The following is a 16,657-nucleotide window of genomic DNA, read 5'->3' on the forward strand; positions in this document are numbered from 1 at the left end:
ATGGTTTTATTTTGTTTTTCCTAAAAGCGCGTCAATAGCTATGATTGATTGATTGTGATCGCAGAGCGATTGCAGATAATTTGTCTTTATCTCAAGCGCTTTATCAAGACTAGCGACATACTCGATGTATCCGATATCGCCGGCTATGTAGCTTTTACCTGATTGCTCTATAATCATATCAGCCTGATGAACTGCTTTGTTTTCGTAATAATCAAGCGCGTATTTTTGTTTCTGATATTCCTGCAGAAGATTCCGAAACTCGCCCTGAACGCCTGAATTGTAGGTTTCATAATTTGTCAGAGCGATTTGTTCGTTTATTTTAGCTGCCTGAATTTTTGCTGTCTGCGAGCCAAAAATCAGCGGAATTGAAATGCCTGCCTGTATGCCGGTAAAACGATGGTCGTTGTTGAGTTCTTTATTTGACTGATTAAAGTAACCGATAGAAATATCGGGCATCAGCTGTAGCTTTTCAAGACTAGTTTCCTTCTTACTTATAGCAATTTGCTGCTTCATCACGGCGAGTGATGGATTTCCGGAAAGCGCTGCACTGTCTGATGAAAAGGTAAAATCGATTTTAGAAAGTTCAGCATCTGCAATATTCACCGGGTCTTTCACATTCATCAGCACCGCGAGGTTTTGCCTGCCAATCAGTATGTCGGAGCGCACCTGATTCAGCATTGTTTTAATCTCCATAGAGCGCGTTTCGGCGGTTACTTTTTCGAGCAGAGGACTGTCGCCACCCGAGTTTTTTAGTTCGGCAGCTTTCAGAAAATTGGCATAGAGTGAATCCTGAAACAACAATAGTTTAAGTTTTGAATAGTTGAACAAAAGATTGTTGTACACAGAACGAACATTGGCAGCTACCTCACTGCGTGAGAGTGAAAGTCCCAGTTCAGCATTTTTGACGTAGGCTGCTGCAAGTCCGCATCGACCTGCATTCTGGAAGATTGACGGAAAAGACTGGCTTATCGTAAAGCCGTTATCCTTTTCAAACGAATTGGTTTGACCGTACGAATAATCAATTCCCGTTTTTTGAAATTCCCAGCTTCCGGCTTTAATCTTTTTCTGATATTCAACCTGCAACGCGGCGGAACGTATGGTTCCGTTATTGTCCAATGCCTTATCAATAGCCTGTTCCAGTGTGTATTTTGTACCTGTTTGTGATTGAGCTGACGCACTGTTAGTATTTGCAAAGAATGAAAACAGGGAAATAATACAGGTAATAATCAGGAGATTCACTAATTCAGGCTTTTCTTTTTTTCTTCTTCCCGAGAATAATATATAGAGCACCGGCAGCACAATCAGTGTGAGCAGTGTTGCCGATATTAATCCTCCGATAACTACCGTTGCAAGCGGTTTCTGAACTTCGGCTCCTGCCGACGACGACAGCGCCATCGGCAAAAAGCCGAGCGATGCAACAGCTGCCGTTATCATGACCGGTCTCAACCTTGATTTAATTCCTTTGCGTACACGCTCATAAATATCGGAGATGCCTTCTTCCCGTTCAAGCCGATTGAATTCGGCCACAAGCACAATGCCATTCAGTACCGCCACACCAAACAGTGCAATGAAACCAACTCCCGCAGAGATACTGAAATTCATGTCTCTCAGGAATAAGGCCACCACACCGCCTATCAGCGCAAGCGGTACAGCCGAATAAATGAGCATAGTCTGTTTTAATGAGCCAAAAGTGAAGAACAGCAATACAAAAATGAGCAACAGGGCTACCGGAACAGCTACGCTCAGGCGTTCCTTGGCTGCTTCCAGATTCTGGAACTGCCCGCCGTAGGTGATATAATATCCGGGCGGACGCTTAATGTTCTTATCAATTTTGCTGCTGATTTCTTTGATGATGGACTGTACATCGCGGTTGCGCACATTGAAACTAACAGTAATGCGCCTCTTGGTGCTCTCGCGTGAAACCTGTGCGGTTCCTGTCTTTATGCCTACATTGGCAATCTGGTCGAGGGTGATGCAGTTTCCGTTTTGCAACGGAATTGCGAGGCTTTTTATGAATTCAATATCATTTCTGTATTCTTTATCGAAGCGCACCACCAGGTCAAAGCGCCTTTCTTCATCATAAACAACACCAGCAACATTCCCTGCAAATGCAGTCTTCACCAGATTATTGATATCAGCAATGTTTAATCCGTACTGGGCTATTTTGTTCCGGTCATAAATAATCTGAACCTGTCCCGAACCTGTAACCTGTTCTACATTTATTTCTTCAACACCTTCAATGGGGCTGACGAGCGTTGCAATATTATTGCCGATGGCCGACAGCGAATCCAGATTGTCTCCGAATATTTTAATGGCCACATCCTGCTTGGAGCCGGTCATCAGTTCATTAAAACGCATCTGAATGGGCTGCTGCAGCGTGAATACTACACCCTTCAAATCGGATAAGGCGTCCTGCATCTTTTCCATCATTTCTTCACGTGTCTTTGCCGATGTCCATTCTTTTTTACCTTTCATTACAATGATGTAATCTCCTGTTTCCATAGGTGTCGGATCGGTTGGAATTTCGCCGGTACCTATCTTGCAGACCACATGCTTTACTTCAGGAAACCTCGACATCAGTATCTTGTTTGCTTTCTCTACCGATTCAATGGTATTTGATAATGAGCCTCCCTGTAAGGTCATTACACCTGCCGCCAGATCTCCTTCTTCAAGCTGAGGAATGAATTCACCTCCTAAAGAATTGAAAAGTAACAGACTCGAAATAAATAATACCACAGAGGTTATCACCACCGAAATTTTATGTTTGAGCGCGAAATTAAGCAGCGGGCTGATGAGTCTTTGCAGACCGTTCAGCAGCCTGTCGGAGATGTTCTTTTTGTGCGTGGTTTTGCGGCTGAGAAACAGTGCTGATGCTACGGGCACATAAGTAAGTGATAGTATTAGAGCACCCATAATTGCGAAGGTCACGGTTTCGGCCATTGGGCGGAACATCTTGCCTTCAATCCCAACCAATGCGAGTATCGGCAGGTACACGATTAAAATAATAATCTGCCCGAAAGTGGCTGAGCGCATCATTCTTTTTGCCGAGCCCAGCACCTGATGATCCATTTCTTTTGACGAAAGTTTTGCAAGTCCCTGATGGTGCGACTTGCTCTGCGTTATTCGGTGCACTACGCTTTCCACTATAATCACCGCGCCGTCAACAATCAGTCCGAAGTCAATGGCGCCTAAGCTCATCAGGTTGCCCGATACACCAAACAGGTTCATCAGTGAGATGGCAAACAGCATTGAGAGCGGTATAACTGATGCAATGATAAGCCCTGCGCGCAGGTTTCCCAGAAACAATACCAGCACAAAAATTACAATCAAACCGCCGAGTATAAGGTTCTCTGAAACTGTGCCGACAGCTCGGTCAACAAGATCGGTGCGGTCATAAAAGGGTGCAATCTCAACCCCTTCGGGCAATGATTTTTCAATCAGTTTAATTTTCTCTTTCACACCATCAATTACCTCCGATGCATTTTTCCCTTTGAGCATCATTACTACGCCGCCAACGCCTTCGCCCAAGGTATCTACAATGAATGCACCGTAGCGGGGAGCTGCACCGAAATGCACTTGTGCGACATCGCGTATCAATACCGGGAGGCCGTTATCGGTTGTTTTTACAACAATATTATTGATATCCTCCAGAGAGGTTATCAGCCCGATTCCTCTGATAAAGTAAGCCTGTGGTTTCTTTTCTATATAAGCGCTTCCCGTATTCTGGTTGTTCTTTTCCAGTGCGGTAAAAATATCCGTTAACGTAATATTCATTGCCTTCAGCCTGTCGGGATTCACTGATACCTCATATTGCTTCAGATACCCGCCGTAGCTGTTAACATCGGCTACGCCGGGTGTGCCGAGCATTTCGCGCCTCACAATCCAGTCCTGAATGGTGCGAAGTTCCATTACGTTGTACTTATTTTCGTACCCTGGTTTTACATTCAGTGTGTATTGATAAATTTCGCTCAGCCCGGTTGAAATGGGCGCCAGCTCTGGTGTTGTAACACCATCGGGGATAAGTGCCACGGCTTCTTTGAGCTTTTCCGAAATTTGCTGACGTGCCCAGTACATATCTACTTTATCTTTGAACACTACCGTTACCACCGATAATCCGAGCCGTGAAATTGAACGAAGCTCCAGCTGATCGGGAATATTCGCGACGGAAATTTCTATGGGAGCGGTGATATACTGCTCCACTTCGTTGGCGGCCAGCGTGGGTGCTACCGAGATGATTTGAACCTGATTGTTCGTGATGTCGGGGACAGCATCAATCGGCAGCTTTTTAAGAGAATATATACCCCAGCCTATTAAGCCCAGAACCAAAAGACCGATAATAAGTTTATTCTTGATGGAGAATTTGAGAATGCGTTCTATCATGGTAATCGTAATTAGCGTTAATACCGTACATGCAATGCAACATGCCACAGGCAGTATGCTTGCTTAAATAAGAAATGAAATGATGGTATTAACTGACTTTTGGCGGTTGCCAGATAGAGTAGGCTATTCCTTTGGAGGGCTCGCTTATAATTGCGTTCGGCCGCTGGGCAGGCATAATGTTAAGAAGCTCGAAAAAACTCTGCATGACCACGACGGTATGTCCCTGGCAGCAGTTACAGATACAAAAAGGGGAGCAGTGATGGCATTCATCTTTACCTCCGGAATGATGGGTGCCGGCAAGGTCGTGCTTTCCGGTTGTCCCCACGTCGTTTGCGGCATCGTGTTTCCCGGGAATGGAGGCACAATGCGATTCGTGTGACTCGCCACAGCCATTATCCTGACAGGGATATACCGCCAGACAGAGTACATAAATGCTTATGATGGCATAAATCAGCTTCACGCCGCAAAGATACAAAAATTCGATGCTGTCTGCAGATAAGGCAGGTATATTTTTACCCCTTAATGGAGGCTGTAGATTATTTCTGTAATGTGGGTATGGGGAGTCTGACTGTATAAAAAAGAGAGGCAATCGTCATTTGATTGCCTCTCTTTTGGATTAATTGCTAAATACAAATTAGCGGGAACTATATTTCCGTGAGCTTGCCGTAAGTTTCAGGCCGTCTGTCGCGGAAGAACTGCCAGGTAGAACGAACTTCGTCAATCATGTCAAGATCAAAATCAGCAACTAGCAATTCATCTTTATCATCAGACGCGCAGGCGAATATTTTGCCTCTGGGGTCAACAAAATAAGATGTACCATAGAAATGACCCAGATTCCAGGGTTTCTCTGTACCAACGCGGTTGATGCATCCCATAAAATATCCGTTGGCAACGGCATGGGCAGGCTGCTCCAGTTTCCACAAATATTGCGACATGCCGACGGTAGTTGCCGACGGGTTGTAAACAATCTCCGCACCATTGAGTCCGAGACAGCGCGCGCCATCGGGGAAATGACGGTCGTAGCAGATGTACACACCCACTTTGGCATATTTCGTCTGGAACACAGGATAGCCTAAATTACCGGGTTTGAAGTAGAATTTTTCCCAGAATCCACCGGTATGAGGGATGTGATTTTTACGGTATTTGCCCAGATAGGTTCCGTCGGCATCGATTACAGCGGCGGTATTATAAAGCACGCCTGCCTGCTCCCTTTCATACAATGGAACAATTATTACCATCTGATATTTTTTAGCGTAGGTTGCCAGAAGCTCGGTTGTGGGGCCGGGCACTGATTCTGCGGAAGCGTACCATTTGGCATCCTGTCCCGGGCAGAAATACGGCGTATTGAAAATCTCCTGCATACACAATATCTGAACGCCTTTTTTACCGGCTTCTTCGATATACGGAATATGCTTCTGGATCATGGCATCGCAAATTTCCTTGATGGTGCCTTCGCCTTCGGTCATGGGCAGACTCATCTGAATAAGTCCTGATTTAATTATTCTCGGCATTGTTTACAGATTTTTGGTTAATACTATTATGTTCAGTTTGTTTCTTTACAAATGTTGCCGGCGTTCGTTTGTAACGAGCGCCGAATTACTATTTCAGGCAGCCTTTTTACAGGGCTTTTGGCGACGGAGCCCTTTTAATATATGTACCAAAACCCTTGCCCACCTTTGCTTCGTTGTTCTCAATGGCAACTTCGCCACGCAGCAGTACGGTCTTGCATTTTCCGGTTACCTGCCATCCTTCATAGGCTGAATAATCGCAGCGCATATGGTGAGTGCCGGCAGAAATAGTGTGTTTTTCGTTAGGGTCAAATATTAAAATGTCGGCATCAGAACCAATGGCAATAGTCCCTTTGCGGGGATGGCAACCGAATATTTTTGCTGCATTGGTGGATGTCAGCTCTACAAATTTATTCAGGCTGATACGTCCTTTGGCAACGCCTTCGGAGAATAGCAGCTCCATGCGGTGTTCAATGCCCGGTGCGCCGTTCGGTATTTTCGAGAAATCTTTTTCACCCATCTTTTTTTCTTCCCACATAAAAGGGCAATGGTCGGTGGCAACGGTCTGTATCAATCCCTGACTGATACCTGCCCACAGGGCCGCCTGATCTTTTTTCTCGCGGATAGGAGGGCTCATCACCCATTTGGCTGACTCAAATCCTTTATCATAAACAGACGCATCGAGAACTAAGTATTGCGGACAGGTTTCGGCATATACGTTCTGATTTCTTTTTGTTGCTTCGCGCAGATGATTCAGGGCGTCGCCACTGGTAAGATGAACCACGTATGATGTGGCTCCGGTAAAATGAGCCATATCGGCGAAGCGTGCCGTGGCTTCCGATTCGGTAACCTCGGGCTGCGAAAGATAATGATACAAAGGCGAGAGTTTTCCTTCCGCTTTATGTTTTGTAACCAGATAATCAATCATGCCGCCATTGGTGGCATGCACGGAAACGAGTCCTCCAAACTTTTCAATTTCTGCCATAAGCTCCATCATCTGGTTATCGTCAATCATCAGAGAGCCTTTGTAAGCCATGAATGCCTTGAACGAAGTGATGCCTTCTTTCTCAATCATGTCACGGATTTCGGAACGTGTGGTCTCGTTGAAATCGGTTACGGCAAAATGAAATCCGTAATCTCCAACGGCGATACCGGCCGAACGACCTTTCCATTCTTCGAGGGCTGCATGCAGCGTTCCGCCTTTTTTCTGTATCACAAAATCAATCACCATGGTGGTTCCTCCAAAAAGTGCCGCGCGGGTTCCGGTCTCGAAATTATCGCTGGACGCGGTTCCCATAAAAGGCATGTCAAGATGCACATGCGGATCAATACCGCCCGGAAATACTAGCTTTCCGCTGGCATCAATTACCTTGTCTGCTTTTACATCAAGGTTTTTTCCAATCGTGGTGATGGTATCTTTTTCAATAAAAATATCTGCCACATAATCATCGGCGGCAGTAATGATGCGACCATTTTTTATCAGGGTTGACATAAGTTCAGTAATTAGTATTTAGTACTCAGTACAATTTAATAACAAAACGTATCGGCGATGGCGATTCCTTTTTCAATGGCATCAAGACCTTCGTCCATCTCAGCTTTATTCACGGTAAGCGGAGGTGCAACAAAAATCCAGTTCCAGCGAATCATCGCGTAAACGCCCGATTCCTTTATTTTCGCAGCCACCTTGCTCATGATTTCCATCTCGGCAGGTTTGGCATTCCATGGAGCCATTGGGTCTTTATTCTCTCTGTTCTTCACCAGTTCTATCGCGCCCAGCAAACCTCTGTTGCGGAATATGCCTATCGACGGATGTTTTTCTGCCATCTGTGCCACGCGCAAATCGGCGTATTCGCCCATCAGGCGCGCATTTTCAATGATGTTGTCATCTTTGTAGATGTCGAGTACTTCATTCGCGGCAGCCAGACAAACAGGATGTCCGTAGTGTGTAAGTCCCGTGACAAGCGGGTTTGTATCAAAGAATGCTGACACTTTTTCGGAAGCTACCACGCCGCCCAGAGGCAGATACCCGGCAGTGATGCCTTTGGCAAACACAAGCAGGTCGGGCACTACGCCATGGTGCTCAATGCCGAACCATTTGCCGGTCCGTCCGAATCCACTCATTACTTCATCATCAATTACCAGGAAATCGTATTTTTCTGAAAGCGATTTCACGCCTTTCCAGTAACCGTCAGGATATTTTGTGCAGCCCGATGTGCCCGATTCGCCTTCAAGGATGATGGCGGCAATGGTTTGTGGTCCTTCAAACTGAATGATGCGCTCAAGGTGGTTCAGAGCCATCACACAGCTTTCTTCGGCCGTTTTGCTTCCCCATGGGCAGCGATAGGGGAAAGGTCCTTCGAAATGTACGATATTCGGCATCAGATTCTGATACATGGGCTGATTGCGGGGGTCGCCTCCGGCAGCAATGGCGCCATGTGTAGCTCCGTGATACGAGCGATATTGGGTGAGTATTTTTTGTTTTCCCGTGAACCAACGGGCCATCTTCATCGCGTTTTCAATGGCTTCGGCTCCGCCGAGCGTGAAAAATGTTTTGGTAAGGTCACCGGGGGTTATCTCTGCGATCTTGCGACCAACCTCACCTCTTACTTTTGTTGTAAACAGTGCCGGGCAAACAAAAGAGAGTTTTTCCATTTGCTTCACAACGGCCTGTGTCACGCGCTGGTTGCCGTGTCCTATGTTCATGTTGACCAGCTGTGATGCAAAGTCAAGGAATTTTTTGCCTGTGGCTGTATAGAAATAAACACCTTCTGCTTTCTCAATGATTTCGGGATTAAGCCCTGCCTGTTTGTTCCAGGGGAAAAAGGTGTATTTTTTTGATTCGTTTACCAGTTCGGCACTCTCTTCAGTTGAAATAAATTCGTCCATTATTTAATACGTTTTATTATGAATTAATTTTTTAATTTCTGCTTGTAAAGTCAATAATTTTTCAAATTTTTCCGCTAAAGGCGGACAGGCGACTTTCGACTTTCGACTATGTTTACCCCATCGTTATCGTTTCATCTCTTACCCAGTCGGAGGGCATTTCGTAATAATTAATCATTTTATGAACCGGGCACACGAAACTGCATACCATACAGCTCAGGCATTTGTTCTCAAGGGGTACCGGTCTGCGTTTGTTACTGTCCCATTCAAGTGCCTGTCCGCCCGAATCGTTGCACACTACGAAACACTGTCCGCATCCGATACAGCGGTCAAGGTCGTATTTGGCAATACCCTGACGTTTCAAATCGAAATGATCGGTCTCGCACAAACTGGGCAATGCTTTACCAACAAGGTCAGAAACATGCGCGATATTCTTGCTCTGCATGTAGTCTGATAATCCTTCAATCATATCTTCAACAATGCCGTATCCGTAGTGAATCACACCTGTTGTGACCTGCACCGTACTCGCGCCAAGCAGAATATATTCCAAGGCATCTATCCATGTTTCTATGCCGCCCATGCCTGAGATGGGAAGTCCCAGTTCTTTATTCTGAGCCAGATCTGCGATGTAGCGCAGTCCGATAGGTTTCACTGCAGGACCTGAGTAACCGCTGATTGAGCCTTTTCCAAACACGTTCAGCGTAGGAACAATCTGGTTAATGTCGATTCCCGACAATCCTTTTACCGTATTTATGGCTGAAATTGCGTCGGCACCGCCGCGTTTGGCGAAGAGTGCGGGCACGTTCATATCGGTAATGTTCGGTGTCATTTTGGCAACCAGCGGAAGGTGTGTAACCTTGCGAACTGTTTCTGTGAATTGTTGTACCAGATGTTCTACCTGACCAACCTTGGCACCGGAGCCTTCAACGGTCATGTGGGGGCAGGAAAAATTCAGTTCAAGAATGTCGGCACCGGCTTCGGTTGCAGCAATGGCAAGGTCTGCCCATTCCTGGTTTGAGAAGCCCATGATACTCGCCATTAAAATATGATCCGGCCAATGTTTTTTTAAATACGTCATGTCTCTGAGATTCGCTTGTAATCCGCGGTCAGAGGTTTGTTCCACGTTCTGCAGTCCGATGAGCCTTTCGTCGTTGTAGCTATAGTCCTTCATGCGTGGCGACGGATGAATGATGGGAAGCCTGTCTGAAACGATGGTTTTATAGGCTACTCCGGCCCAACCTGCATCAAATGCACGACCCACCATTTCGGCACTGTTTGATACCGGTGATGATGATAGCAGGAAGGGGTTTTTAAACTTCACACCACAAAACTCAACCGATAAATCTATCTTATGTTTCATTATTTTACCCTCCTGTTTTTGATGTAATGGTCAATGGCGGCCGCTGCTTTTTTGCCGTCGCGCACGGCTTTTATAATAAGTGCGGGACCGTTCACAATATCGCCTCCGGCAAATATTCCGGGAACAGATGTGGCGCAGCTTGCAGCATCCGTCTTTATCAATTCTTTCTCAACTTTTACGTTGGGATACATTTTATATTCTGCATCAGCGGTACCGGAGCCAATGGCTTCAATAATGGTATCAGCCTTGAGCTCCCAGTCGGAACCGGCTATTTCAATGGGTTTACGGCGACCGTCTTTGTCAGCGGCCCCGAGTTCGGTGCGGCGTAAAAGTATTCCGGAAACCTTGCCATCTTTTTCAATATAATCAATCGGCTGATTGAGCAATAGCAGATGTGTGCCAGCATTCAGGATGTTCAGCTTTTCGTCTTCCTCGGCAGGCATCTGCAAAAATGACCGTCGGTAAACAAGATAAACATCTTTTGCGCCAAGCATAACAGATGTTTCAACGCAATCCATGGCAACGGATCCGCCGCCGATTACAGCCACTGTTTTATCTTTTAAATGTGATTCAATCAGCTTCGAATTCCCTTCTTTCATCTTCGAAAGAATTTCTGTGGATGAGAAAACGCCTTTGATATTTTTATCGTTCAGGCGGGCCGGATTCCACAGGCCGGTTGCAACAAATACCGCGTCGAATCCTGTGTTCAGAAGATTCTCAACAGCGCCGTCGCCATGAATGGTTGTATTGCATTTGAATGTAACGCCCAGTTTTACGATAGGCTCCAGTTCTTTCTGAAGATAATTGACCGGAAAGCGGTGGTCGGGAACACCGTAACGCAGCACGCCGCCGGCTTCGGCACGGGCTTCAAAAACGGTGACACTGTAACCCAATTTTGCAAGAGCTGCAGCGCAAGTAATACCTGCTGGTCCGGAGCCAACAATGGCAACTGCGCTGTTTTGTTTTTCAACAACGTCTCCGGCACTGAAATCAAAATCAAGATTCCACGAATATTCCATCAGGAATCGTTGAATTTTCCCGATGCGGATAGGTTTGTCAATACTTGTAGCGCTGCATTCTTTTTCGCAGAGTTGAGCTGTTGGGCATAAAATACCGCAAGCAGTACCGAGAACATTATTATTTTTTATGGTACGGATGGCGCCTGTGATATTGCGCATTCTCAGTTTCCGTATAAACGCACCGGGGTCAGTTCCTCCGGGGCAGCCTTTGGAGCAGGGTGCATCATAGCAAAGCAAACAGCGGTTTGCTTCGGCTAATGCCTGCTGAATATCAAATCCATTTTCAAAGGTGTATGATTTTGTTTTCTCCATTTTTGCCTCCTGAAATTGATGTTATTACAACGTGTCAGATAATGTTATTTATATACCCAATCAGAAATCTGTCTGACGTGCATTTATTGAATACACATCAAAAATTTGCCAAGTATAAAAGTAAACATTTTTTTATGACAAAGAGAGTCATCAGGCGATTTCCCGAATCGATATTGTTTTGGAATAGCCGGAAAGTAGAGACTGCAATTTTCACAAGTGATTGCAAAAGCAGGCAATACCTGTATTGCATTTTACCTGCAATTAAAGCAATTTAATTGATCTATTCAGCAATCAGTCTTCCTGTGCCAAAAAGTTTTTGGTTGCTGAACAGCATAAAGAAATAAATACCTTCAGTGAGGTTTTTACTTTCAACCTTATACGATTCTCCGCTTATCTTTTCAAATTGCTGAACCAACCTTCCGTCCGTGTCGTAAATACGTAATGTAAGCAGGTCATTATCCGGATTACTGAAAGTGAGAAATGTGTTTTCATTGAATGGGTTGGGAGAAACAATTACTGCATTTGTTCCGGAAGGCATTTCTTCTGTCGATGATCCTGAGCAACCGGTATAATTTAAAGTCATGGCTGCGGGACCGCAGGGATTGGCAACAGTACTTCCTCCTGTATTACCAATAACCGCGAGTTCATTGGCGTTATTTCTGGTAAGAACATAATTTGCACCCAATATCTCATATGCCGGTCGAAGTGTTCGGGCGGTCATTCCGCTGTCAAGCGCCCAGTGCATCACATCTCCCAATTCTCCGTAATGTCCCTGCTGCACAAAATGACCTATCTCATGCGTTGACACACTTTGAAAATCATATTCATTGGTGGCAGGCAATGCCGTTAAGAAATTCCAGCTTATGGTATGATTAAAAATGATGTCACATTCTTTCAGGTACCTGTACGTTGAGCCACCCGCCTGGCATGCATCATAAAAGGAAGTTGCTCTTCCCAGCGTGCCCGCGGGGAGTGCAGCCGTATTGTCGAAAGAAATTACATTTGTTCCGTCCATTTGGCTTATCCCTGTTGCCGTCGTTGCTGCGCCTGCTGTTTTCCAATTCACGCCTGTGGCACATCGCCATAAATCAAGACCATATGTGAACCGTGCCACGGCATTGGTATTTGTATAAAAATCGTTATTGAAAGTCCATGTATAGCCGCCTGTGGTATTCGTATTTACAAGGTCAAAGGTGAAGGATTTATAGGTAGCGCCTCCGTCGCTTGAAAGGTATGAGTTGGTAATATTATAGGTGACAACAAGCGGTTGGGGAGATCCATAGTAAATCGTGTCAGGACCTAATATATATACAGTACCGCTCGTGGCCTGAGTGGGCACATACGTTTTAATCTGGGTGTCGCTCCAGCTAATAATCTGGTTGCAGGCAGTAGGCGGCGAAATGATACCGTTCGGTGTATTGTTGGCATCGTGGAACCATATACTGGTTGGAATAGTTCCAAAGCCGCTTCCGTTGATTGTAATCTCGGTGTAAGTACCGGCAGTAACTGTGAGAGGCGAGATAGAACTGATAACAACACTTTTATTGTTATTCGCATGTATGCTGAGATAATCTTTAGCAGAGAATGACGACAATTCAACAAATGATTGATGTGTGATTGATGATATTTTTTGATAAAGCAGGTCAATATTTTCGTAGGAATCATAGACCCCGGAAATAATGTTTCTGTTTTTAAAATAGCGGATAAAGCTCTGACCGCCTGCGTAAGCCTGATAAGCTGGATTGCTGAAGCTGATATTACTGACAAGATTATTTTCAGTCAGGTCAAAAATACCGACGTCGCCAACGGCTAAATCAATGTTTGGAACTAATGTAATCAGCTCATCACCCACCTGACCACCTTCTGCAAGTAATGTGATGTTCAAATTGTCGGTGCTCCCTTTGAAATATTTATACACAGTAACATCGTATTGTGTAAAAATCATCGTTTTTTGAACGTTCCAAAACGATTGCTTTGAAACTACCCTGCCTTCGATTACGATGCTCGAATTATTTATTCGTTGCTGCAATGAAACCGGCTTCATCATGCAGTTCTGAGCATTCAGGGTAGGGAGGGATAAGCCGGTCATTATACAAAGGATAATGGCACAGCATACAGATGTTAATCGTAGAATGTTTGTTTTCATAGTGTGATGTATTTGTTGACGCAAATTTCGTAAAATATTGTTAAGAATTACAAAAAATGCCCTGTTGATATTTTTTTCAGTTAAATTAACATATTGTTAGTGGCTTGTATGTATATTTGAAGGTTAATAAAAATATCATTAATCCGCGCCTTATGAAAAAGACCATTCTATTATTAACCGCACTTGTGTTTACGGCAATATCTGCAAATGCTCAGGAAGCAAAAGTCAAACATCATGATATACGCATCATGGTAAATAACATCGCTAACCGGAGTCAGAATGATTTCTTCGAATATTTATTTTATTATGACTGGATGGATGATGATTATGCTTATTACGATTTGCCGAGCAGTTTTTTTAATAAAAAGAATTATGGAATAGGGTACCGCTATCGTTTCGGAAATAATGCCTTGAGGTTCAATATTGGCTTTAATTACACTACGCAAAAGAATGTCAGGAATTCAACATCTTTAACAAGTGGCGGTTTAACAAAATATAAAAATACGCTGATGGATATGTTTACCAGTGTTGGGTATCAGCGGGATTTTGTTTTCGATAAATGCCACATTTATGTTGGTGTGGATGCCAAATATAATTACATGACTTATGATGAAGATTATACAACAACCAACAATGCTTACCCGACTGATTATACGATCGATTATGGCGTTAATAATTACACAACAGGCATCGGCGGCGGACCATTTGTCGGAGCAGAATATTTTATAGTGCCGGCACTTTCGGTTTCAATTGAAACCGGATGCGATTATTTTCATGAAGTAGTTGGTTCGAAATACAAACGGAACCCCAGCAATGCTGCGAGCGATGAGTCATCACGAGAAGATGTAAAACAAAACTTCAAGTTCAATCCGCTTTCTACAATAAGCGTGAACGTTCATTTTTAAGAAAATGGATGATTATTCTTTGATAATCTTTTGGATGCCGGTGCTTCCGTTCTTATGGTGGTATTTCAGGATGTAAACTCCGTTTTGAAGTGCCGTCAAATCAATCATTGTACTGCTGTTACACATATCTATATTTAGCACGGGTCTTCCGGTAATATCAAACAATTCAATCTTGCTGAGCATAGCTTCCGACTCGACGAAAACAAGACCACCCGTCGGATTTGGGAATACGCGAATAAATGAATCATCTTGCGAAACAGCTACACTCAGATCGGGGCAGCTTCCAGGCATATTTGCATCGAGCCATGCAAGCCGGTCACTGATCCAGGATTTGAATTTTGTGATTTCACCATCATATGTTGTAGGCTGTGGGCCAATTTCAGGAGTTCCGACGTTAATGCCGAGTATGGGCCATTTTCTGTAATGACGGGCCTGTGCCTGCTCAACAAGCATATGCACAGAATCAATGTAGCTGAACAAATACGCGGTATCTAAAATTGTCTGCCGGAGCGTAAAATACCTGCAATTGAGCTGATGGGTGAAGGTACTGTCCTGCATGAGCCGCACTGCCCAGCCGGGAGAGTTCACGTCCGGGCCGCAGTCATTTATCTTATATGCCCATCCCGAACCATCGGTAGCAGCAAAGATCGGGCACTCGTTAATATTTTTCCATGCCCAGTCAAAATCCCATACCGGTCCGAAATTAAGCCGCTTGTCTTTGCTGTCCTTATCTTTGCTCATGTACCAGCTTTTCTTGAAGCCATCATTATTCCGCGAAACCTCATTCACAATAAAATAATCAATAAACGACGGAACGTCCATCCATGCACGGTATCCCGTTGCAGGTTCGGTAAAATGGCTGCTGTAAAGAGCGTTCTCAAAGGATTCCATGAAACTCTGAATATATAATTTTTGCTGTGTTGTAATGGTGTTTTGATCAGGGTATTCATAAACAAAATACACATCCAGGTTAGAATGGTCGACAGGCGAAAAGCCCGACAACCAGCTATTGTTGGCATCGTGATAATCTATTTTAATGATGTAACCCCCGGTGAGGCTGTCGCCTGCATTATCGTCGGCATCAAGTTTTGAAATATCCACCCGGTGTTTATCCCGTTTAATCTTTTCCATTAGCAGGTACATTCCAAGGTAGTTATTGTTGACCAGCAATTCGCAGAAGCGGCTGTGAGTGGCATAATGCCCCGATAGCTCGAATAATTTATGCGCAAGTGTATTACGCATAAAAACCTTATCGTTGTAGAGTGCAAAAAGTATCCAGTCATTTTCAGAAGGCATGCCGAGCAGCGGCACATCCAGATTATTTCCCAGTGCATCGCGGGTTTCAACCCCATAAGGCTTTTGGGGAAGGCTGGCCGAATAGGAGCCGCGGATTTCAATGCCAATACTTCCGTCATAAGCATTCGCCACATCCGTTATGTGGTTGTAATTTCCGGGGCCGTTATCAATAATTTTCATGGAGGCCGTAATCTTAGGCTCGTTAGGTATTTCCTGACCATTTGTATTAATAAGAACCAGCGGCAGGTTCGACGAATCCATTACAAAAGGTGCGCTCGGATTGTTTCCGAATTCCAGCGACCAGTTATTCAACGTGCCGGCATCAGCCGCGTATGTGTCAGTTATTTTCAGTGTCCAGTTGCCGTTTCCATTCTGACCGTTATTCACATTTCCAAGAATATCCATCGGGATAAACGTACCCGTGAAGGGTGCTGTTGCGGTACTTATCATGGTGGCCGCGCTGTCGTTTAAACAAGTTCCGGTAAAATTATCATCGCCGCCGCCGATTCCGCTGAACAACAGAACCGTTGTTCCATCGGGAGCAATCAGTTTAACATCCAGATCAGAATCGTAGGTATGGGTGATATCAAGACAAACCGAAAGCAGCCCGTGACTGCCGTTGATAATAGCCGGGTTCATTCCTGACACGTTAATTATATAGTAATTTGGTTGTCCGTCGTCAGTAATGGAACCGCCGGTTCCGGTGTAGGTCTGGGAAAAGCCATTAAGAAAGGAGAAAAGCAACATGAGGCAGGTGAAGAAATGTTTCATCGGGAACTGTATTTGCAGAAGTGTAACCGCAAAAATAGGAATTAGTGATATGCAGGAACATAAATATTAAATAAATT

10 protein-coding genes are annotated in these 16,657 nt (G+C 44.7%); 1 reads left to right on the forward strand and 9 read right to left on the reverse strand.

Annotated elements, in window-relative coordinates:
- Positions 1 to 6: 6 nt before the first annotated feature.
- The 8 genes from WCM76_03090 to WCM76_03125 form a co-directional block, all read right to left on the reverse strand.
- On the reverse strand, positions 7 to 4,380 hold the full coding sequence (locus tag WCM76_03090; GenBank protein MEI6764598.1) for a CusA/CzcA family heavy metal efflux RND transporter: 4,374 nt from the start codon (positions 4,378 to 4,380) through the stop codon (positions 7 to 9).
- Between the two features lie 88 nt (positions 4,381 to 4,468).
- Positions 4,469 to 4,840 (reverse strand): DUF6660 family protein, encoded by a 372-nt coding sequence (locus tag WCM76_03095; protein ID MEI6764599.1) that lies wholly within the window; start codon positions 4,838 to 4,840, stop codon positions 4,469 to 4,471.
- A gap of 184 nt (positions 4,841 to 5,024) precedes the next feature.
- Entirely contained in the window at positions 5,025 to 5,891 is an 867-nt protein-coding gene (locus WCM76_03100; protein MEI6764600.1) for a nitrilase-related carbon-nitrogen hydrolase, read from the reverse strand.
- Positions 5,892 to 5,997: 106 nt separating this feature from the next.
- Positions 5,998 to 7,380 (reverse strand): dihydropyrimidinase, encoded by a 1,383-nt coding sequence (gene hydA, locus WCM76_03105; protein ID MEI6764601.1) that lies wholly within the window; start codon positions 7,378 to 7,380, stop codon positions 5,998 to 6,000.
- A 35-nt stretch (positions 7,381 to 7,415) separates the two neighbouring features.
- Entirely contained in the window at positions 7,416 to 8,774 is a 1,359-nt protein-coding gene (locus WCM76_03110) for an aminotransferase class III-fold pyridoxal phosphate-dependent enzyme (protein ID MEI6764602.1), read from the reverse strand.
- A 112-nt stretch (positions 8,775 to 8,886) separates the two neighbouring features.
- Positions 8,887 to 10,131, reverse strand: a complete 1,245-nt coding sequence (gene preA, locus WCM76_03115; protein ID MEI6764603.1) for an NAD-dependent dihydropyrimidine dehydrogenase subunit PreA — start codon at positions 10,129 to 10,131, stop codon at positions 8,887 to 8,889.
- Positions 10,131 to 11,462: an FAD-dependent oxidoreductase gene (locus tag WCM76_03120; GenBank protein MEI6764604.1), complete on the reverse strand. Its 1,332-nt coding sequence runs from the start codon at positions 11,460 to 11,462 to the stop codon at positions 10,131 to 10,133. The genes preA and WCM76_03120 overlap by 1 nt, the downstream gene beginning before the upstream one ends.
- A 280-nt stretch (positions 11,463 to 11,742) precedes the next feature.
- Positions 11,743 to 13,608, reverse strand: a complete 1,866-nt coding sequence (locus WCM76_03125; protein MEI6764605.1) for a T9SS type A sorting domain-containing protein — start codon at positions 13,606 to 13,608, stop codon at positions 11,743 to 11,745.
- Between the two features lie 152 nt (positions 13,609 to 13,760).
- On the opposite strand from WCM76_03125, the gene WCM76_03130 reads away from it, so the two are divergent.
- Positions 13,761 to 14,513 (forward strand): hypothetical protein, encoded by a 753-nt coding sequence (locus WCM76_03130; GenBank protein MEI6764606.1) that lies wholly within the window; start codon positions 13,761 to 13,763, stop codon positions 14,511 to 14,513.
- Between the two features lie 12 nt (positions 14,514 to 14,525).
- Here the strand turns inward: WCM76_03130 and WCM76_03135 are convergent, their stop codons facing one another.
- Complete coding sequence (locus WCM76_03135; GenBank protein ID MEI6764607.1) at positions 14,526 to 16,580, reverse strand: CotH kinase family protein; 2,055 nt, start codon at positions 16,578 to 16,580, stop codon at positions 14,526 to 14,528.
- Positions 16,581 to 16,657 lie beyond the last annotated feature (77 nt).

This window comes from Bacteroidota bacterium (assembly GCA_037133915.1).
Classification (GTDB): Bacteria; Bacteroidota; Bacteroidia; order Bacteroidales; family CAIWKO01; genus JBAXND01.

Bases quoted from the DNA above. Each gene is read 5' to 3' on its own strand.
- WCM76_03120 (MEI6764604.1), bottom strand. From the start codon at position 11,462: ATGGAGAAAACAAAATCATACACCTTTGAAAATGGATTTGATATTCAG.
- WCM76_03130 (MEI6764606.1), top strand. From the start codon at position 13,761: ATGAAAAAGACCATTCTATTATTAACCGCACTTGTGTTTACGGCAATA.
- WCM76_03125 (MEI6764605.1), bottom strand. From the start codon at position 13,608: ATGAAAACAAACATTCTACGATTAACATCTGTATGCTGTGCCATTATC.
- WCM76_03110 (MEI6764602.1), bottom strand. From the start codon at position 8,774: ATGGACGAATTTATTTCAACTGAAGAGAGTGCCGAACTGGTAAACGAA.
- hydA (MEI6764601.1), bottom strand. From the start codon at position 7,380: ATGTCAACCCTGATAAAAAATGGTCGCATCATTACTGCCGCCGATGAT.
- WCM76_03100 (MEI6764600.1), bottom strand. From the start codon at position 5,891: ATGCCGAGAATAATTAAATCAGGACTTATTCAGATGAGTCTGCCCATG.
- WCM76_03090 (MEI6764598.1), bottom strand. From the start codon at position 4,380: ATGATAGAACGCATTCTCAAATTCTCCATCAAGAATAAACTTATTATC.
- WCM76_03135 (MEI6764607.1), bottom strand. From the start codon at position 16,580: ATGAAACATTTCTTCACCTGCCTCATGTTGCTTTTCTCCTTTCTTAAT.
- preA (MEI6764603.1), bottom strand. From the start codon at position 10,131: ATGAAACATAAGATAGATTTATCGGTTGAGTTTTGTGGTGTGAAGTTT.